The 19,466-nt window shown below is 46.8% G+C and carries 14 protein-coding genes and 1 tRNA gene; 10 read left to right on the top strand and 5 right to left on the bottom strand.

The window, feature by feature from the left end:
- Window positions 1-17: 17 nt before the first annotated feature.
- Window positions 18-854 (bottom strand): DUF3153 domain-containing protein, encoded by an 837-nt coding sequence (locus tag H6F56_RS01900; RefSeq protein ID WP_190665148.1) that lies wholly within the window; start codon window positions 852-854, stop codon window positions 18-20.
- Between the two features lie 114 nt (window positions 855-968).
- On the opposite strand from H6F56_RS01900, the gene H6F56_RS26695 reads away from it, so the two are divergent.
- The 3 genes from H6F56_RS26695 (at window position 969) to H6F56_RS01910 (ending at window position 3,456) form a co-directional block, all read left to right on the top strand.
- Window positions 969-1,091: a hypothetical protein gene (locus H6F56_RS26695; protein ID WP_255513662.1), complete on the top strand. Its 123-nt coding sequence runs from the start codon at window positions 969-971 to the stop codon at window positions 1,089-1,091.
- Between the two features lie 31 nt (window positions 1,092-1,122).
- Window positions 1,123-1,275: a hypothetical protein gene (locus H6F56_RS01905; RefSeq protein WP_190665150.1), complete on the top strand. Its 153-nt coding sequence runs from the start codon at window positions 1,123-1,125 to the stop codon at window positions 1,273-1,275.
- A gap of 117 nt (window positions 1,276-1,392) precedes the next feature.
- Window positions 1,393-3,456 (top strand): amylo-alpha-1,6-glucosidase, encoded by a 2,064-nt coding sequence (locus H6F56_RS01910; RefSeq protein WP_190665152.1) that lies wholly within the window; start codon window positions 1,393-1,395, stop codon window positions 3,454-3,456.
- Window positions 3,457-4,702: 1,246 nt separating this feature from the next.
- Here H6F56_RS01910 and H6F56_RS01915 read toward each other — a convergent pair.
- The 4 genes from H6F56_RS01915 to gshA form a co-directional block, all read right to left on the bottom strand.
- Window positions 4,703-4,775, bottom strand: a tRNA-Met gene (locus tag H6F56_RS01915).
- 568 nt (window positions 4,776-5,343) lie between these two features.
- A complete protein-coding gene (locus H6F56_RS01920) occupies window positions 5,344-7,740 on the bottom strand; it encodes a peptidoglycan DD-metalloendopeptidase family protein (protein WP_190665155.1) in 2,397 nt (798 codons plus the stop codon).
- An 806-nt stretch (window positions 7,741-8,546) separates the two neighbouring features.
- Window positions 8,547-9,008, bottom strand: a complete 462-nt coding sequence (locus H6F56_RS01930) for a tRNA (cytidine(34)-2'-O)-methyltransferase (protein ID WP_190665159.1) — start codon at window positions 9,006-9,008, stop codon at window positions 8,547-8,549.
- Between the two features lie 160 nt (window positions 9,009-9,168).
- Window positions 9,169-10,320 carry a glutamate--cysteine ligase gene (gene gshA / locus H6F56_RS01935; RefSeq protein ID WP_190665160.1) on the bottom strand — a complete coding sequence of 384 codons (1,152 nt, stop codon included), beginning with the start codon at window positions 10,318-10,320 and terminating at the stop codon, window positions 9,169-9,171.
- A gap of 772 nt (window positions 10,321-11,092) precedes the next feature.
- On the opposite strand from gshA, the gene H6F56_RS01940 reads away from it, so the two are divergent.
- The 7 genes from H6F56_RS01940 to H6F56_RS01970 all read left to right on the top strand — a co-directional run bounded on the left by H6F56_RS01940 (window position 11,093) and on the right by H6F56_RS01970 (window position 19,389).
- Window positions 11,093-12,154 carry an amino acid ABC transporter substrate-binding protein gene (locus H6F56_RS01940; RefSeq protein ID WP_190665162.1) on the top strand — a complete coding sequence of 354 codons (1,062 nt, stop codon included), beginning with the start codon at window positions 11,093-11,095 and terminating at the stop codon, window positions 12,152-12,154.
- A gap of 53 nt (window positions 12,155-12,207) precedes the next feature.
- Window positions 12,208-13,167 (top strand): amino acid ABC transporter permease, encoded by a 960-nt coding sequence (locus H6F56_RS01945; protein WP_190665163.1) that lies wholly within the window; start codon window positions 12,208-12,210, stop codon window positions 13,165-13,167.
- Between the two features lie 201 nt (window positions 13,168-13,368).
- Window positions 13,369-14,397 (top strand): amino acid ABC transporter permease, encoded by a 1,029-nt coding sequence (locus H6F56_RS01950; RefSeq protein ID WP_190665165.1) that lies wholly within the window; start codon window positions 13,369-13,371, stop codon window positions 14,395-14,397.
- A gap of 34 nt (window positions 14,398-14,431) precedes the next feature.
- Entirely contained in the window at window positions 14,432-15,196 is a 765-nt protein-coding gene (locus H6F56_RS01955) for an amino acid ABC transporter ATP-binding protein (RefSeq protein WP_305076110.1), read from the top strand.
- Window positions 15,197-15,364: 168 nt separating this feature from the next.
- A complete protein-coding gene (locus tag H6F56_RS01960) occupies window positions 15,365-15,649 on the top strand; it encodes a PepSY domain-containing protein (protein ID WP_190665166.1) in 285 nt (94 codons plus the stop codon).
- Window positions 15,650-16,087: 438 nt separating this feature from the next.
- A complete protein-coding gene (locus H6F56_RS01965; RefSeq protein ID WP_242031827.1) occupies window positions 16,088-17,977 on the top strand; it encodes an iron uptake porin in 1,890 nt (629 codons plus the stop codon).
- A gap of 383 nt (window positions 17,978-18,360) precedes the next feature.
- Window positions 18,361-19,389 carry a C39 family peptidase gene (locus H6F56_RS01970; protein WP_190665167.1) on the top strand — a complete coding sequence of 343 codons (1,029 nt, stop codon included), beginning with the start codon at window positions 18,361-18,363 and terminating at the stop codon, window positions 19,387-19,389.
- Window positions 19,390-19,466: the final 77 nt, after the last annotated feature.

Raw genomic sequence — 19,466 nt, forward strand, 5'->3', positions numbered from 1 at the left:
ATCCTTCCCCCTGATTGTTAAGCTAACGGTTTAGGTGAAACAGTGGGTTTCCGCCGGCTGCCAATACCAAATGCCGGCAGCAATTGATATTTCAAATATCCACCCGCAGCAACCAGCAAAATAATCACAAACGCACCAATCCCAATCGGACTCGGCACCCAGAACACAGTTTCCAAATGATTTAACTGACCCGGTTGGAGTGCCCAAACTAACTGATTTCCCTGTTTTTCCGGGCTAGTATCATCCGCAGACGCTTGAATTGTGCGCGCGCCCCAAGGCGTGTTTAAACTAAACTTGACATCGACCAATTCACCCGGACTGACTAAGACACTACCATCAGAAGAAAGTACGCCTAAAGAGCGCATATCCAAGTCATAAATTAACCGATTACGAATTGCAAACAACCAGTTATTTTGATTGACGGTAAGGTGAGATTGAATCTCAGGTAGCGCAGGCTCAAGGTTTGCATCTGAGCGAGATTTTTTAGAGTCAACCAAATTAAAAAATTGGTTAAACTTCTTTTCTAGCTCAGCGCCATTATTAAAAGGAATCGTGACCAGCATTTCTCGCTCAGAAATTCGCTGAGTTTTACCTCCCAGTTGCTGTGTGCGCCGCTTCACGCTATCTAACCATTGCTGAACGGTTAAGCTGCTAAAACTTCTGAGCTGTTCTCCCAACTGAATATGCTGTACAATTTCGCCGTGAGTCTGGCTCTCGAAGTTCACCCCAACATCATACTCCACACATCCTGACAGCAATAGCGAAGCCAAAAATATTACCCATAAAAGCCGCCATCGGCTCCAGATAGTCCGAAGACTCCGCATTAAAGAAAAACGATTGCTTGCTGCTAGCATTGCTGATGTAACCTCCACTATTTTTGCAGTTTTATATAGATTTGGTGGCCTAATTTTGGATTTATTTTAATTCGCTAAACCCCGTAAAATCTAAACGATTCGCTTTCGTTTTCCATGCTTCGCATAAAAATGACTCCCCATCTTCCCTACCCAGAAACACAATCCCTGATCAGTCTTTGGTTTCTTGGTATTTTAACGATTATTTTCAACCTCACTCAGGGTGTGCCGGCTTCCTAGCTCACAGAACTCAGGGCAATCAAGCGGCGCAGTGGCCCATTTGAAACCTCAAGCGGCTGCTTTTCGCCAATTCCTGATCGATCTTAGGCTGGATGGTGCTGCGGTTACTAGCCCGATGGCGATCGATATAACTGCAAAATCTGCCGATTACGGTTTAGCTGTGGGTTTTTTAGTGGTTAAATAAATCGAGCTACGAGATAACAACGACAGGAAGTTAGCTGTCCCCAGGGTGAAGCGGGCGTTTTTGCCGGCTGTATGGTTCTAGTCTGCGATCAAGTAAAACAGTTGGTGGCACAGACTCATGGATGAGTTGGATACGCGGGAATGGCTGCTCACAAATGGTTTAGGAAGTTTTGCCGGCGGTACGGTGTGCGATGCTCATACCCGCACCTATCACGGTTGGCTAATTGCGGCGCTTGAGCCTCCCAGCCGGCGCACGCTTTTGCTGTCTCATTTAGAGGCAAGCCTAGAAGTTGCCGGTCAGATTTTCGCCCTGGGGACGCATTTCTGGCTAGGCGGGGCAGTTTCCCCGTTGGGGTTCAATCTGCTGCGCTCTTTTGAAATAGAACCCGTTCCCACCTGGGTTTGGGGTCAAGATAACTGGCAGCTAACCAGGCAATTAGTGATGCCGTATGGAAGAGAAGAATTCGGAAATTCTCTGACTTCGGCTCAAATTGCCAATTCCCAGCCCGAATTGTGTCACCGGCTGTTAATTCAATATCGCTACACCGGCTCTGAAGTGGCCACACTGAGGCTGCGCCCTCTGATTGCGGATCGTGACTTTCACCACCAGCAAGGCGCTGATCCTGGGTTGCAGTTTTGGCAAGAAGCCGGTTCTCGGCAAGTCCGGTTGCAAGGAATCCGCAATGGTGAACCGGCAACGCCTTGGCAACTGCGTTGGAGTGCTGGGGATTACCAACCAGATGGGTTGTGGTACTGGAATTATCAATATTTAGAGGAAACGCGGCGAGGTTTAGGGGATCGGGAAGACCTTTACAGTACTGGCGAACTAAGCGTTTCTTTGCAACCAGGGAATGCCGTGGTTTTGGAAGCGAGGGTGGGATGGCCAGAAGCACCCCTATCTGACCTCAGCAGCGTAGACTTTGAAGCGGCGGTGGAAGCTGAGCAGCAGCGCTTAGATGGGCTGTTTGGCCGGCTGTCTCCACCAGATGCCGGTGAGCGGATTTGGCGACAACTGCTGAAGGCGAGCGATCAATTTATTGTTTACAGAAGTTCGATTGATGGGCCAACGGTGATTGCCGGCTATCCCTGGTTTAATGACTGGGGCCGGGATACGCTGATCGCGTTGCCTGGATTGGCTTTGGCGACGGGTCGTTTTGACATTGCTCGCGGGTTGCTGGAAACCTTTGCCCGTTACTGCCAGCAAGGGTTGATTCCCAATGCTTTCCCGGATGCCGGGGGTGAGCCGTTTTATAACAGTCTGGATGCAACGCTGTGGTGGGTTGAGACCCTGGGGCTGTATTTGGAAGCGAGCCAGGATTGGGATTTCTTGAACTTTGCCTATCCTGTAGTGCGGCAGATTTACAAGGCTTTTACCGCCGGCACTCGTTATAACATTCAGGTGGATGCGTCGGATGGGTTGCTGACGTGGGACGCTGCCGGTGTGGCCCTGACTTGGATGGATGCGGTAATTGATGGGCTGCCGGTGACGCCGCGCCGAGGCAAGCCGGTGGAAATTAATGCGCTTTGGTATTCTGCATTGTGTTGGGCGAGCCAGTGGGCAGAGCGGTTGGCAAGGGATGCCGGTGAGCGCTCTGTGAACTATCAAAATCAGGTTCGCAACTATTCACAAAAAGCGGCAATTGTCAAGAAATCTCTGTCAAAGTTTTGGAATTCGCAACAAGGTTATTTTTACGACACGCTGGAACCGGATGGGCGTGCCGATCCCCGAATTCGCCCCAATGCAGTGCTGGCGCTTTCTCTGCATCACTGCGCCTTCTCTGAGGGGCAAGGGCGTCGGGCTTTGCAAGTGGCGCGGGATCGGCTGCTGACGCCCTATGGTTTGCGGAGTCTTGATCCTGGCGATCCTGGCTATATTGGTGGTTATGCCGGTGATCGGTGGCATCGGGATCGCGCCTATCACCAGGGTACGGTTTGGAGTTGGTTAATTGGCCCATATATCCGGGCATGGCAGCGGTTTTATCCGAATGAGCCGGTTGCTTTTGATTGGCAGCCGGTGTTGGATCACTTCCAGCATCAAGCTTGTTTTGGCTCGATTTCCGAGATTTTTGATGGCGATGCGCCTCACGCACCCCAAGGCGCAATCGCTCAAGCTTGGTCTTTGGCAGAAATTCTGCGTCACTTTGCTGCCGGTGGTCAAATTTATAACAACTCAGGAGGGTAGCTAGTTGGCTCGTAGGAGAGTCGATTTGTTATTCAGAATTCCTGAGTGCTTGTAGGGAGATTCTACGACAAAATAACAGGTTTTATTTCAGCAGGCGATAAGCGCCTCAAGCAACCCCTATTCCCAATACTGCGGGTGCGGCAACAGCAGCACCTCCACCAAGCATTACAGCAGGTGCAATACCTCCGACCATTAATGCAATTCTTCTTGCTGTTTTGGCATCTTTCCTAGCATTACACTCATGCTGAGGCAGATCTTCGTTGTCTTCAAGAAATTTTCCTATTACTATGTCACTCGCTAAACCACTTACAAGACTGCCCACACCTAAAATACCAGCAGCGGCTTTACCGGCAACAGCAACATTAACGAAGCAGCTTTTCTAAATCCCACTTTCATAAGAGTTGTTGCTATAGAATTTAAAGACTTTATCGCGACTTCGGTCGCTTTGTGACTAGCAATTTTAGTTGCTTTTTAAGTTGCGATTTTTGTAGCCACACTAATAGGGGCCGCAGCACCAGCACCTGCTACGCCTGCTCTTACATTGTTCACTTGCTCGCTCTTATATTTTCCTGTTTTGCACCAGTAAGCAAAGTGTTCGCAGTTGTTACTATGGGCATATTGCCAATAAAATACCCCCATGCGTTAAATGAGTGGGAACCTCACTACGGCAGCGCCAGAAAAAGCTTTCCTTGTATATTGGTTATCTTCCTACTGCTCAAACTTATATTGAGCGTAATAGGAGGTACTGTGGCAATCATGTTACGCACATTAGCGATTGTGCTTTGCTTCTTACCGGACAAGAATGAAGTTTCGGAAAAGCTTTAAAAGACAGCGACAGAGAGCAGCACTCCTGTTTTGGTGGGGTTGCTTACCTTTCTTGCCGATAAAGCATACGTTACACGACGTCTGCTTAATAAACAATCGGCTAATAAGGAACAAGTTTAGGTTGAGGAACAATCCCTTGAAACTTTGAAAACTCAGTAACGAAGAATAAAAATTCGTCTGCTGCCTCTAGCCTTGCGTGCCGTAAGGCTGTTGGGGGACGCTTGCGTAGTAAACAACTGGCGAATCAGGAACAAGTTCAAATTGAGGAAGAACCCCCTGAAAACTCAATAACCGAGAACAACAATTCGTCTGTTGATTCATAGTCAAAGCCAATCTTCAAGCATAGAAAAACTTAGGGGAGCAACCCAACGAAGATATAGGCTACTCCCCTAAAATGCTGACTTCATAATATTTTTGTAAATGGCTCAAGCGGGATTTGAACCTGCGACCTTGGGCTTATGAGTCCCCTGCTCTAACCACTGAGCTACTGAGCCGTGCTTTTTTTCAGCCTTAATATCTTAACTCATCAAAGTTCAAGAGTGCAATAGCTAAATTGCAAATTGACTGACAAATTTATGAAAATTTTTCCAGGTAATCTCTCAAAACTGCTGATACGGCTGAGTTTTCTGAGGTTAGCCAGTCAACCGGCAACAATTGTGAATTCCTTCACGGGATCTTCATATTTCGATGTTAATCTCGAAAATAGAACCCTTTCAGGAAAGCAATCTAACGAGAGGGTGAGGACTGGTTAAAGCGATTTGTCTAGAGAAGTCTCCAGAAATCAAATCGGTGAAATTCAGATTCCTTCAAAACTTAGCTATCTTGAAGAGTTGGAACGCACAACATCTGCTGCGACAGAGTTGGCTAAAAGTTGTTTCACTTAACCAGACTTTTCTCAGAAAGATGCTTAAGGGAGCCAATTGGCTGCCCTGTCATCTATCCAATTAGCACAACAGGTGTTTTTATTCACGATTGTGCCCTGGGTGAGATTTTGAGTGGGGGATGTCTAAAATGGGCACTTCAGACTTCCACACTCAAGATTCTCTCAATCCTGCCGCTTAACTACTGAGGTAACATGGCAATCGGATCGATGGCTCCCGTGCCACGCCGGTGGAGTTCAAAGTGAAGGTGCGGGCCGGTACTAAAGCCGGTGCTGCCCATTTCAGCGATTTGCTGGCCTTGCTCGACTTGTTGGCCTTCGCGCACTAGAATCCGGTCATTGTGGGCGTATAGCGTCAAGCTGCCATCTGGATGCTGAATTTCAACCAGATTGCCATAACCCCCCTCGTTCCAGCTTGCGTAGGTGATAACACCAGGCGCAGCGGCGACAATTGGCGTGCCAATGGGACCGGCAACGTCAATGCCTGCGTGCATCCGTCCCCAGCGCCAGCCATAACCTGAGGTCATTTCTCCCTTAGCCGGCCAGATATAGCCATTAAAGCTAGCTGCTCCGTTGGGCAAATAGCGCTCAGCAGGGGCGAGAGGCGGTAAATCTGGAGAAACCATGCGGGGTTGAATGCCTTGATTGTAGGCATCAGCGCCAATTGGTGCTGTCGCAACAACCGGCGCTTGTTCGGGAGCCGGTTGCGTTATTTGTCCACTTCGGGTTCCCAACCGAGCTTGCTGTGGGAGTTTTCCCTGCAACGACTCACGAGGCTGAGCGGGAGTGAACTCTGGGTTGCTGATTTCTCTAGTCGGCACAGATAAGTTCATCACAGAAGGCACCACCGGCGTCGGAGTGGCGATGGCTGCGTTCCCTTGATTGCTAACTTTCTGTGTCTGGTACTTCTCTCTGAGCTTGAGGACTTCAGCCCTTAACCCTTCAACGTAAGGGTTAGATTTGTGGTTAACTTCAGACTCAAGCGACTGATTTGGTTGAACCGGCACCACTGCTACGTTGGCGCTTTCGTTGGGTTTGGATTCCATCGAACTCGAAAAACTGCCGACGATCTCAGGAGTCCCAGGAGTCACCAACGGTAGAGTCGGGTTCAATGCTGAAGCCGGCTGCGGAATTATAAGATTCGGCACTTGCTTCTCTTCAATCAGCTCAGTATTCGCTGCCGGGTTGTAAGCCGCTTCCGGTGCCACATTACTGTTGGCAATCAGAGTCATCGTCTGAGCTTGGGGTTTACCGGCATCAGCGACAGGAATTTTCAGCGTTTGATCCACATTGATAAAATTCGGATCCCTCAGCTCATTCGCATGAATCAACTCTGACTGAGAAACTCCATAATTCTGGGCAATCACACCGACTGTGTCGCCCGAATTGACTCGGTAAACATTTGCTTTCGCTTCTTTGACTTGCTTAGAAGGAATCACAACCGTTTGTCTGTCGTCCGTTGCAATCACAACCGCTTGCGACATATCCGGCACTTGTACTCCCTGTGAGGGCGTAAACACCGGCTGTTTGTCTTCAAGAGGCGATGCTGCCATCTCTGGGGCTGGCACCACAGTCGTTTCCGGTGTGGGCACACTCAGTGGCACGCTCTTGATTGCAGCTTCCGGACTCGCTGCCGGCACCACGGGCACAAACTCTGGATGCGGCACCACAGTCGTTTCCGGTGTGGGCGCAATCAGTGGCACATTCTTGAATTCAGCTTCCGGACTCGCTGCCGGTACTACTGGCACTAACACTTCTCGATCCGCCCCGACAGACGGATAGGAAAAGTTTGTGATTTGATTGGCCACAGAGGGGTTTTGCCCCCGCTCCGTAACCCATTGAGATGAACTTGCAGGCTCCTCAGACCGCAACTCCGCCAGACCATTTTTCAGCCGATTCGATGATCGCTGTAAATTTTTGATGGCAACATCTTGATTTGCCTTTAAAACCTCTTGCTTAGCCTTAAACAGCTCATTAACGTCATCCGCAATCGGACTGTTAATGGCTAAGGGTACCACCAGCGTGTTTGCCGGCGACACCACCTGAAATTCCTCAAAGCTCCTTGTGGCCTCAGGAATATCCAGCCTTGGCTCTGCAAGCCGGACAGGCTCTGAGCTAATGCTGTAGGAAGGTTCGTTTGCCGTAACGGGCAAAGCTATTTCCGTAGAATCAACTTCAGGTGACAAGGGCAAAAGCCTTGAATCTTCCTGTTCCGCGTGTCTGGGTAGCGCATTCGCTTCAGGTATGGCAATCACTGTCTGGGCAGCCGGTGTCACTTCATCGGTGACCGGCAACCAAGCTGTTTGATCTAACGATGAGATTGCCCTCTTCGCCGTCGGTTCAGCTTTTATGGGTTCAGCTGCAAACGCTCTATCTCCTTGTCTCGGCAGAAACAGGCTAGAGGCACCCATAGAAATGGCCAATCCAATCATGGCTGCAGAAGTACGAACCCGGCGGTTGCCCTCTGGGTGCGCCTGCCTGAATAATCCCAACTTGCACGCAGAAAATTTTACTAACGCCTCCTTTTCTGAAGAGGGGGAAGGAACAAACCTTACCTTCTGCGGAAATTCTCGTTTCAAGAAACGACCTCCTAACAACCAGCGCTTAACTGTCCTTGAGTGAACCAATCTATTATGACCAATCAATGATGAGAATCACCTCTAAAAGAGATCTAAATCACTGAGAGTCGATATGCTTAGGCAAGATTACCCTGCTTTTCCAATTTAGACAAGCTTACATTGATAAAAACCTCAGACCGGAGAGTTTTCGTCTAGCCTCGAGTGGTCAGGGGCTTGTGTAAGGCTTTCTCGCTGCTGTTCAGCGCTGTGTAGATGTTGGCACCGTTACTGTGGCCAAATAACGGAATTGACTCACCAGACGTGTATTTACGCTTATTTTTTCGAGAAATACAACCCTACCTTTTGGCTGCTCCGCTCTGGCATTACTCAAGTAACCGCCTCCACTGAAGCGCTCAATCTGCCAGTTTTGCTTAACAGATAAGTGTTTGAGCGAATTGAAGCTCATTGTTTTCGATCAAAAAAAACTATCTATTTCGCCACCTGTTCTCTCTGAGAGTTTGATAGAAATTTCTTATCACAAGTAACTTCGGCTCATTTTTATCATACCTGGATAGTTTTGGGATGATTATAGAACGACTTTACTAACTGTCGAAGTATTTAATCTCTTTTATGTAAAGGTTATTTATAAAAAATTATTTAATATCTGTGTAGATATATTAGGGATTTCCCTTCAGAACAAGTGTGCAATAATTCATCTTGCTGAAATCGCTACAGGTTAAGGTTTTCCACAGATGTGGCGGCCAGAACTATAAAGTGATAAAGTCATGACCGGCCTCACCAGTAGCGACTGTCAGCCGGCAAAGTTTTCAGCCCAAATAGCCCAATTGACGGCGCGCTTCAAATAAACCTATTGCCGCACTCACTGAAAGATTAAGGCTGCGAACGTGGGGCTGTGTCATGGGAATGTAGACAGTCTCATCACACGCAGATAACACTTCTGCCGACAGACCTAGGGTTTCACTGCCAAACAATAGCCAATCATTGGGCAGAAACTGAAATTGAATATAGCTACACTTTCCGCGAGTGCTAAATCCCACACATCGACCCCCACGCGCTTGCTGGAAATCTTGGAAAGCTTCTACAGATAGGTGATACTGCCAATTCACATACGGCCAGTAGTCCAAACCGGCTCGTTTGAGATAGCGATCACTAATTTCAAAGCCCATTGGTCCCACTAAATGCAGTTCTGTGCCGGTAGCGGCACAAGTACGGGCAATATTGCCAGTATTTGGCGGAATTTGGGGATGAATCAAGACAATTTGAGGCATGAATTACTTAATCAATCTTAATGCCGGCAACTATAGACTTAATCAGGCTCTCCAGACTGACTAAACCCCTCTCAAGATAGAGGTTAACTATTGCTTTTTCTAATACACCCTCCACCCACTCCATTGATTAAATATTCTAATTTCCCATTTGGGCACTGAACTAAGCAGCCAACAGTTGGCATAACTTATCTTCTAGATCCCGTTCTTGCTCAGCCATCGATTGAATAGCCTGAGTGATAATACTCTGACAATCGAGTCCTCCAGAGTGCATTTTTAGCCACTGTTGGGCGCTATTGCCTTCTCGGAGAATTTTTTTCAGGGGTGAGAGGAAGCAACTGAAGCCGCGTTTTTTAGCCACAGGCCAAACTTCTTGGTAAATTTCCTCAATCCAATCTCTAGCTAAGATGGGCCTGCCGTCCTGCCAGTGTCGCAGCTGGGCATCTAAACTTTGATGGGCAGCAGCCTGTTCGTTAGCATCCGTTAAGACTACTAATTCTTCTGCTCGGTTCCCTGCCGGCAACTGGCTCATTTCCAAAGGATCTAAACCCGGATCATTAAGCAATTGCCACAATCTCGCTTCTAATAACGCCGTAATCGCCAGCAGCGAAATCGGATCGGTAACTAGGTCGCAAATTCTTAGTTCCAGCCGGTTGAGATTGTAAGGACGCCGATCACCATTAGGGCGCACTGATGACCACAAGTGGCGAACATTTTGCATGGTTCCCAGCACCAGCTGAGCTTCAGTCCACTGCACAAAATGGCGGTGGCTTTCAAATAGCGGAACATGGGCCGGCGTTTTCGGAAACATCCGCCACCGGGTCGAGTGATTGCCGGTGATTTGGCCATTGAGGAACGGCGAAGAGGCACTGAGGGCGAGATATAAAGGAGCTTCTACGCGGATCAGGCGACAAGCCCGCATCAGTTGCTCCAAATCGCTGATGCCTATATTAATGTGAATGCTGGCGGTGACAACAGTAGTGCCGTAAGTTTGTTCAATGTAATCGTGGTAGGGATTATTGGGGTCAGATCGGTAGAAGCGATCGCTCCCTTCTAAGGGCAACGTACTGCCAGGGATCACCGTGTAATCACCCAGATTTTTTAAATACTCCCGCAACTCCACTCTCGGGCGCACTAAGGCACATAACAACCGCTCATAGCGACAAAAAGGCGCAGTGGTATATTCCACGTTACGACTATCTGGCTCTCGGACAAATCCATCTAAGTCAGCCACAATTCGGTCAGACAACCCCACAACCCTGCCTTGGGGTGTGCCGGTGTACATTTCGACTTCAAAGCCTTTTGATAGCAGCACAGTTTCTCCTTTGCTGAGTTAATGACTCTTTATCTAATATCAGGGAAAAGTGGGCGCTACATCTACCGAGCGTCTGAGGTTTTCGCTGAGCTTGTCACTAGATAGTTGTGTATATCCTTTCTAATTTACATAAAATTTAGGCAAAGATACTCAATTGTGATTATTAAAAGTCTACTTGACTGCAAAAGTTCTAACACTTATACAAAGAATTTCCACACTTGCTTTCCTGTAACTTTATTTTTTATGGGCTTAGGCTTTACCTAACACAAAGTAACCTAACGATTTGATTGAAAGCCCCACAAAAACTGGGCAAACAAGGAACCCTAAACTTCAAAAAATGCTGTATTTTTTTTATCCAAAGCCTAATTAAAAAGCTTGTTCTGCAAGAAAGGCAAGTGCTACCCAAAGTAGTAAAAATAGACAGTATTTTTAAGATTTTAAATATTTAAAAGTAAATAATTAAAATTTTAGATAAGTAGTTACCTTTTATCTTTAGCAAAAAGTTTTCAGGGAGAATTTTCGTAAAGTGTTAAAAATATATTTCTAGCCAAGCTAAACCATTAACACTGTTTGTTGCGAACAGACAAACTTCGCCGAACGTGCAGCAGACGAGAATGTATCTCTGGGTCACAAGAGCACAACAAGGGAATTAGGCTAATCGGATGCGAGTCCCCTACTTAGCCTGTAAGATAAAACACTATCAAACGAGGTCTTCAGAGATGGCCTTGTATCCTGCCTTGCCGATCATCAATGAGAGAGTATAACTGAGTCTATGCGTAGATGGGGTTCCTTATTACTAGCCACCATGCTCTTGGTCATGCCCCTAGTAGGCTGTCGGAGCCGGCAGTCACAACAGACAACATCCAGCCAAACTACCCGTCAGAGTCGCTTAGAGACTGTATTAAAACGCGGAAAGTTAATTTGTGGTGTTGGTGCTGACTTGCCCGGATTTAGTTATGTGGGCCAGGACGGCAAATATGTTGGATTGGATGTAGATGTCTGCCGTGCGGTCGCTGCCGCTTTGTTTGATAACCCGGATGCTTTAGAAATTCGACCTTTGACCCCTAAAGAGCGGTTTACCGCTATGCAGTCCGGTGAAGTGGACATTCTCAGTCGCAACACCACCTGGACTTTAGGCCGTGATACCGAAGTGGGAATGGAGTTCGCTCCCACGGTGTTTTATGACGGTCAAGCCATGATGGTAAGAAAAGATAGTGGCATTAAGTCATTAGAAGACTTCAAGGGAAAGGCTGTCTGCGTGCAAACCGGCACCACTACTGAGAACAGCTTGGCTGACCAAATGCGTAAACGCGGCGTTACTTATCAACCGCTTGTGTTTGAAGAAACCGATGCCACCTTTGCAGCTTACGCACAAGGTCGCTGCCAGGGTGTAACAACCGATCGCTCTCAACTAGCCGGACGTCGCAGCATTTTGCCAAATCCAAATGACCACATTATTTTGGATGCGGTGATGTCGAAAGAACCTTTAGCACCATTAGTTCTTGGTGGAGACACCAAATGGTTCGACGTTGTTAAGTGGTCAGTTTTTGCTTTATTTAATGCTGAAGAGTTAGAAATCACCTCGCAGAATGTAACACAGATTGCCTCTACAACCACCGACCCAGTAGTGCGGCGTTTTTTAGGCGTCGAAGGAAATCTGGGTAAAGGAATGGGTGTTTCTAATGAGTTCGCAATTCGCATCATTAAACACGTTGGGAACTACGCGGAAGTTTACGACCGCAACCTCGGCCCTAAAACACCGTTAAACTTGCCGCGTGGGATTAACAATTCTTGGGGAAAGGGAGGTCTGTTATACTCTCCTCCGTTCCTCTAAGAAGATACTTCAGTTGTCAATTCTTAGGGTTCTATTGTCAATAGCAAAAAACAATGGAGAGACAAAGGACAGAATACAAAGGACAAAAGATAAGGAACAAAACCCCCCTATGGCGTGATGACAGGTTTTGGCGGATTGCCGGCCAAGTTTTGGCCGTTTTGCTAGTAGGCATCACAGTTGCCATCTTAGTAGATAACCTACTTTTTAACTCTGAGCAGCAAGGAGTTGAATATGGGTTAGATTTTCTGGGTGAGCAGGCATCTTTTGATATTGGTGAAACACTGATTCCTTACTCCCCTTTAAGCCCCTACAGTCAGGCTTTACTGGTGGGGATAGCTAACACCCTGCGAGTGATAGTTATCGGGATAATTCTGGCTACTATTGGGGGCGTAATCATTGGATTCTCTGTAATTTCAGATAACTGGCTAGTGCGGCAACTGGCAATTATATATGTAGAAACCATCCGCAACACGCCTTTACTGCTCCAACTGTTTTTCTGGTACTTTGCTGTTTTTCTAACAATGCCTGTGCAAGAAAATTCAATTTCGCTGCTGGGATTTATTTCTCTTAGCAATCGCGGAGTCGAGTTGGGTAGTATCCGTCTATCTTCTGAATTCTGTGCTTTGCTGGTGGGGCTAACCGTTTACACTGCCGCTTTCATTGCAGAAATCGTTCGCGCCGGCATTCAATCTGTGCCTCGCGGACAGTGGGAAGCCGCAAAAGCTTTGGGAATCAAACCATTTTTGATGCTGCGGTTGGTCGTGTTTCCCCAAGCTTTGCGGGTGATTATTCCACCTCTAACGAGTGAGTATCTCAATTTAGCAAAGAATTCGAGTTTGGCGATTGCTATTGCCTATCCAGATATCTATTCGGTTTATTCAACCACCCTCAATCAGACGGGTCGCTCTGTAGAAGTCATTGTGCTACTTATGGGTACCTACTTGGCGATTGATCTTCTGATTGCCGGCGGGATGAATTTGTTCAACAACTCAGTACAAATTAAAGAGAGGTAAAAGTTTTAAACTTTGAAGGATAAGTTTGCCCGAATCCAAAGCTTGTAAATATTCATAAACTGAGTTTTGAGTGATGAATTTTACAGAATAGAAAATTCTAGATATTCGTAAAATAAGCTTTGTCGTTATACTTATCCTTCTTCTGATAAAATTTTCGCTTTAGATAGTCTCGAAAAAGCAGTCGCTCAAAACTCAGAATTAATGCAAAACCCTGAAAATTCAAAATTCAAAATTCAAAATTCTATCCCCTGGTTGCGCCAGAATCTCTTTAATACTTGGTACAACAGCTTACTCACGCTTTTCTGCCTCTGGCTGATCTACCAGTTACTGGGAGCGATTTTGGGCTGGGCAATTGGCAAGGCACAATGGGCAGTTGTCTGGGCAAACTTACGACTACTTTTAGTAGGCCGATACCCACTTGGCGAAACTTGGCGGCTGTGGTTGATTGGGCTTATTTTGGCGGGATTAACCGGCTTGTCAGTGTGGCGACCTCGTCTTTTGCGGCGGTGGTTGCCGGTGGGGTGGCTGGCTGCTTTCCCAGTCACTTTATGGCTCATTGGAGGCGGCTGGGGTTTAATGCCGGTGGGTACAGAACTTTGGAACGGTCTACTGCTGACCTTGTTAATGGCTGTGGTTAGTATTGTTCTATCTTTTCCCCTCGGTGTCTTACTCGCTTTAGGACGACAGAGCACTCTGCCGGTGGTGCGGTGGTTTAGTATCTTCTACATTGAAGTGATCCGAGGACTGCCTTTAATTGGCATTCTGTTTATGGCACAAGTGATGTTACCACTACTTTTGCCACCAGAAATCCGCTTGGATCGGGTGCTGCGAGCGATCGCCGGCTTGACTTTATTTAGTGCCGCCTACCTGGCAGAAAATGTGCGCGGTGGATTGCAATCTCTGCCTCGCGGTCAAGTTGAAGCCGGCAAAGCCCTCGGATTCAATCCATTCTTAGTCATTGGGCTAATTGTGCTGCCTCAAGCATTACGGGCGGTTATCCCAGCGATTGTCGGTCAATTTATTAGTTTGTTTAAAGACACAACTTTGCTATCAATTGTAGGATTGCTGGAGTTGATAGGGATAGCTCGGTCGGTTCTCGCACAGCCACAGTTTTTAGGGCGCTATGCGGAGGTTTATCTGTTTATCGGCATCATTTACTGGTTCTTTTGTTACACCATGTCTTTAATCAGCAGACGTTTAGAACAGCAGTTAGACGCGGGCAAGCGGTAAAAGGCCAGGAAAAAGGAAAAGGGAGAAGGGACAAATGAACCAAGAGATCAAGAATAAAGGACAAAACGAAGATTTGATGATTGTGGCCCAAGATGTCCACAAATGGTATGGCCAATTTCACGTTCTGCGTGGCGTCAGCCTTACAGTGAATAGAGGAGAAGTGGTAGTGATCATGGGGCCGTCAGGTTCTGGAAAATCCACGTTTATTCGCACCTTTAACGCTTTAGAAGAGTACCAGCAAGGACAAATTGAAATTGATGGGATTACTCTCAGTCACGATCTCCGCAATATCGATGCAATTCGCCAAGAAGTGGGGATGGTGTTTCAGCAATTTAACTTGTTCCCTCACTTAACAGTGCTGCAAAACGTCACCCTAGCACCGATTTGGGTTCGCCGATGGCCAAAGGCGAAAGCAGAAGAAGTGGCGATGCAGCTACTGGAACGTGTAGGAATTCTAGAACAAGCGCGGAAATATCCAGGCCAGTTGTCAGGGGGCCAGCAGCAACGGGTGGCCATTGCTCGGGCTTTGGCCATGCAGCCTAAGATTATGCTATTTGATGAGCCGACATCGGCTTTAGACCCAGAAATGGTGCGGGAAGTTTTGGATGTTATGCGCTCGTTGGCCGGTTCGGGTATGACAATGGTCGTAGTCACTCACGAAGTCGGGTTTGCTCGCGAGGTAGCAGACCGAGTGGTATTGATGGATAGTGGGATGTTGGTCGAGGAAGCTCCACCGGCAGTTTTCTTTCAAAGTCCAAAAGAGGAACGCACTCGCAAATTCCTCTCTCAGATTCTCTAAGTTTGAAAGCGTTCTAAGTGCTGTGCGGGAAAATTTCTATAATTTTCTGCTTTTAGTGCCAGGGATGATGAAGTTACGGCCAACCTAATAGCCCTTAAATGTTTAAAGTTATTCGCCTTTTATTTCTGTCTTAAATAAAACAGGGTTTCACTATTTAAAGAGACGACTATGTCAATTAACAAAGCCCGCTTGCGTCAACTACACTCCATGCTTGCCCCCATCATGGTTTTACCCATTCTGCTAACCCTAATAACCGGCCTTTTTTACCAAATGGCAGATGTTGCCGACAAGGAAGCAGACTTTTTCTGGTTGCTCGAGCTGCATAAGGGGAATTTTGGCCCTTTAAATTTAGAGGTAATTTATCCTTTTTTAAATGCTTTGGGTTTATTTACTTTGGCAATCACCGGCATTACCCTTTGGTTTCAAACCCCCCGTCGCCACCTTAGAAGCTAGCAGCTATCAAATTGAGACTTTGCAAGATAGCGTTTGAAGGCATATTATAAGCGCTTTCTGTGACCGAGCAGCGGATAATTTAAGAGTACACAAGTTAAGGGATGCCTGACAGTAGCTTAATTTGTAGTATTTATTACATTTTTAGATATTTTAAGAAATTATAGCATTTATAAAGAAAGTCTTAACTTCCGTACTATTAAATCTTTACCTCTGCTTAAGCTGTAAAAATTAGGATTTCTCATAGATTCAAATGCTCCCATGCTACTTGGAGGAGTTGTCTAAGCAGATACCAAAGTTACAACTCAGGTTGGGATCAAAAATATAAGAAGCAATAACCAGAGATTCTCGATAAAATCTGATAAATTATTTGAGTGGTGAAACAAAAGCACAATCTGCTCAGCAGTTTTTAAGTTAGTTAGGTGTGAGGACAGAAGAATAATGATGCCAAAGATTTTTAGGGCTGCCTTCCTTTACAAATCAGCCGTCCTAGGGGCAATTTTGGTTGTGACCAACAGTGCCTTGGCCGTTGAAGTTCCTGCCGGCGAAAAAGATGCAGAGAAAATCGCAGCAGCCGACCCAATTGCCTCGTCTCTGGAAAACAATAACCGGCCCACTCAACAGGCTGGTGATCTGCTTGCAGTAAGTGCCCTCGACCAGTCGTCGTCTGTTAAAGCCACCTCAGAGCCAGCCGACACTCGTTTAAGCACACAAGTATCAGCCACAGGAACACTTCCCGCCCCTACCTCCGCTCAGACATCAGAAATCACCACTCCAGTAGAAGCCGGCAGCACCTTACTGGCAGAACTCCCAGCCGACGGCACGCTCCCCTCTGAAACTTCTGTCCCTGCTGAACCCTCTGTGAATTCGCTAGACGGCATGGACCAAGCCAACGAAGAAGTAGACCCAATGGCTCAGCTGAGCGATGTGAACCAGCTCTCAGATGTTCAGCCAACAGACTGGGCCTATGAAGCCTTGCGGAACTTGGTAGAGAAATATAACTGTATTGCCGGCTACCCGGATGGAACATTCCGAGGAAACCGGGCCATGACTCGTTATGAGTTTGCAGCCGGCTTAAATGCTTGCTTAGATTCAATTTTGGCGTTGATACCAGAAGGGGAAGACTATGCCACCCCAGAAGATTTAGCGATACTGCGCCGGCTCTTAGATGAGTTTCAAGCAGAACTGGCCACCCTACGCGGTCGGGTTGATGTCCTCGAAGCTCGCACATCTGAATTAGAGGCCAATCAGTTCTCCACCACCACCAAGCTCAGGGGAGAAGTCATATTTGCCGGTAGTGACATTATCGGAGAAGGTGGCAGCTCGGTTCCCCACTTTACTCACCGCACCCGGTTAAACTTGGATACTAGCTTTACAGGCAAAGACCTCTTGAGAGCTCGCTTGCAAGTCGGTAACACCGAAGACTTGACAGCCTTTGGTGGAACTCCAATGGATCGCTTGGCATTTGAAGCCAATACTGAGAACCAATTTCAAATCCATAAACTGTTCTATCGTTTCCCCCTTACTAGCAAGGCTACAGTTGTCGTTGATGCCAATCAAGGCGAGTACAATGAGAACGTCTTCGTATTTAACCCGGCCTTAGAAAGTAGCGGACGGGGATCTGTATCCCGCTTTGGCCGATTCAACCCCATCTATCGGCAAGGCGGAGGACAGGGCCTAACCCTAAACTACGACTTTAGCAAAGCATTGGGTGTATCCCTAAGTTATCACGCTCCTAATGGTAACGATCCTGATCCCGCTCCTGATGGGGGAGGTGGATTTTTCAGCGGTTCCTATGCAGCACTCGGTCAAGTCACTTTCCGACCTAGCAATCGCTTTGCTTTAGGTTTAACTTACGTCAATTCCTACCATCGTAACGGCACCAACCTATCGGGGGGCACCGGCAGCAGCTTAGCAAATCGACCCTTCGGTGCAGTTCCTACTTCAGCTAATCACTATGGTGTTGAAGCCAGCGTCAATATCAGCCCTCGATTTATCATTTCGGGTTGGGGTGGCCTGACAGACGCTCAGCAAGAATCAGGAGGAGATGCAGATGCCCAGATAATCAACTGGGCTTTGAGCTTAGCTTTCCCGGATCTGGGCAAAGAAGGAAATTTGGCGGCCTTTATCATTGGGATGCCGCCTAAAGTGACAGAGAGCGATGCCACTGAAGATAGAAACTCCTCTTTACACCTAGAGGCTTTGTATCGCTATCAAGTGACGGATAATATCGCCATCACTCCAGGCTTGTTTGTGATTCTCGATCCAGAGCATAACGACAACAACGAAACGGACTTCGTGGGAACCGTCCGAACCACCTTCACATTCTAGGTGCCTCAATTGTCAGAAGGCGTTCAGTCTGATGATTTTGGGGTCTGAGCCTTAAAGTTTCCCACTCAGTCATCCTGATAGTCCCTGAAACTGTAGGTAGGGTGAACATCTCCACCCTACCTACAGTTTTTCAAATTTAAGTGGGAGCAAACTCAATAGAACTTTTTTGGATGCAAGTAGCTGCTTTTGAGTTGCTCAAACTGTACATGAGATGCTCAGCGAAGTCAGCCATTGATTTAGAAAACGTCTGCTATGTCCCCGGTCAGCTAAACCAACAGCTTAACCGGGAAAAATGTTTGAGCTTAATGTAGGAAAATAAAATTGGTGTAATCTACTGGAAGCAGCTCAGATTGAGCCATTTATTCAGAAGGCAGGTATTGAAGATGAAGTTACAAGACTTTCTCAACACAAATATCAAGTATGACGTTAATGCCATAGCATCTGACCCAGACCTCACCCGTCAAATCCAGATGCGGATGATCGAATTAAATTTGCTTGAACCGCCGGCAGATGGTAGATTTGGCCCAATTTCTACAGCGGCTTTGAGGCGTTTTCAATCCTTAATGCAATGTGAAGAACCAGATTTTTTAGGTGCCATCACTGCTAATAAGATGATTGAAACTAAGCCCCAGGAAATTGCCGTTCCGCCTCCAGTCCTTAAAATTATTTGCGACACAGTTTTAAAAGCAAAACCTATCCCCTTGTCTCAACTATCACAGGAAGAGAAACAAGAAGTTAAAGGCGGTCAATCTTTTAAGCTTTTGTCCTTTGAACTTGTTCGCAATCACGTAAGAGTCACTCTGCGTAAGGATTCTTTTAACAATTCTAAAATTTGGTACGCATTTGGGCACCATATTGAGGTTTATGAAAATACAACGCTTGTTTATCCAAAAGCTAAGCCAGCAACTGTAAAGCTTGATGTTCCTTATAAGTCTCAACTAGACAACTGGTTTAATCCCACAGGTTCTGGCAATGTAACTTCACTTGCCATGTGCTTGGAGTTCTTGGGCGCTCGTGGCAAGAGCAATTCTGGGCAATTTGAAGATGAGCTGTATGAATATACTGAAAGTAATGGTTTAAACAGACAAAATCCGCATGAATTGGTTCAAGTTGTGGCAGCTTACGGATGTCATGATCATTTTAAAGAAAATGCGACAATCGAGGAAGTTCAAGATTGGCTATCAGAGGGTAAGCCGGTTGTGATACATGGCTTTTTCTCTTCTTTTGGTCACCTTATTGCTATCGTCGGTTACGATGACAAAGGCTTCTATGTCCACGATCCTTATGGAGAATGGAGTCCTGAAGGATATCGTACAGATGGCAGTGGAGCTTATCTACATTACTCCTATCAGCTGATCCGCACTGTCTGCATTCCAGATGGGAGCTTCTGGGTGCATTTTATCTCGAAATAGTAGTGCTTAGAAATTCCGAACAGGAAATGCGTTAATGAAAAATCTACCGGCCCTACCGAGATCAGTCTATATAAATT

Source organism: Microcoleus sp. FACHB-672 (assembly GCF_014695725.1).
In the GTDB taxonomy this organism is placed as follows: domain Bacteria; phylum Cyanobacteriota; class Cyanobacteriia; order Cyanobacteriales; family Oscillatoriaceae; genus FACHB-68.

Bases quoted from the DNA above. Each gene is read 5' to 3' on its own strand.
- H6F56_RS01955 (WP_305076110.1), top strand. From the start codon at position 14,432: ATGAACCAAGAGATCAAGAATAAAGGACAAAACGAAGATTTGATGATT.
- H6F56_RS01910 (WP_190665152.1), top strand. From the start codon at position 1,393: ATGGATGAGTTGGATACGCGGGAATGGCTGCTCACAAATGGTTTAGGA.
- H6F56_RS01940 (WP_190665162.1), top strand. From the start codon at position 11,093: ATGCGTAGATGGGGTTCCTTATTACTAGCCACCATGCTCTTGGTCATG.
- H6F56_RS01970 (WP_190665167.1), top strand. From the start codon at position 18,361: ATGAAGTTACAAGACTTTCTCAACACAAATATCAAGTATGACGTTAAT.
- H6F56_RS01950 (WP_190665165.1), top strand. From the start codon at position 13,369: ATGCAAAACCCTGAAAATTCAAAATTCAAAATTCAAAATTCTATCCCC.
- H6F56_RS01945 (WP_190665163.1), top strand. From the start codon at position 12,208: ATGGAGAGACAAAGGACAGAATACAAAGGACAAAAGATAAGGAACAAA.
- H6F56_RS01960 (WP_190665166.1), top strand. From the start codon at position 15,365: ATGTCAATTAACAAAGCCCGCTTGCGTCAACTACACTCCATGCTTGCC.
- H6F56_RS01930 (WP_190665159.1), bottom strand. From the start codon at position 9,008: ATGCCTCAAATTGTCTTGATTCATCCCCAAATTCCGCCAAATACTGGC.
- H6F56_RS01965 (WP_242031827.1), top strand. From the start codon at position 16,088: ATGATGCCAAAGATTTTTAGGGCTGCCTTCCTTTACAAATCAGCCGTC.
- H6F56_RS01900 (WP_190665148.1), bottom strand. From the start codon at position 854: ATGCTAGCAGCAAGCAATCGTTTTTCTTTAATGCGGAGTCTTCGGACT.
- H6F56_RS26695 (WP_255513662.1), top strand. From the start codon at position 969: ATGCTTCGCATAAAAATGACTCCCCATCTTCCCTACCCAGAAACACAA.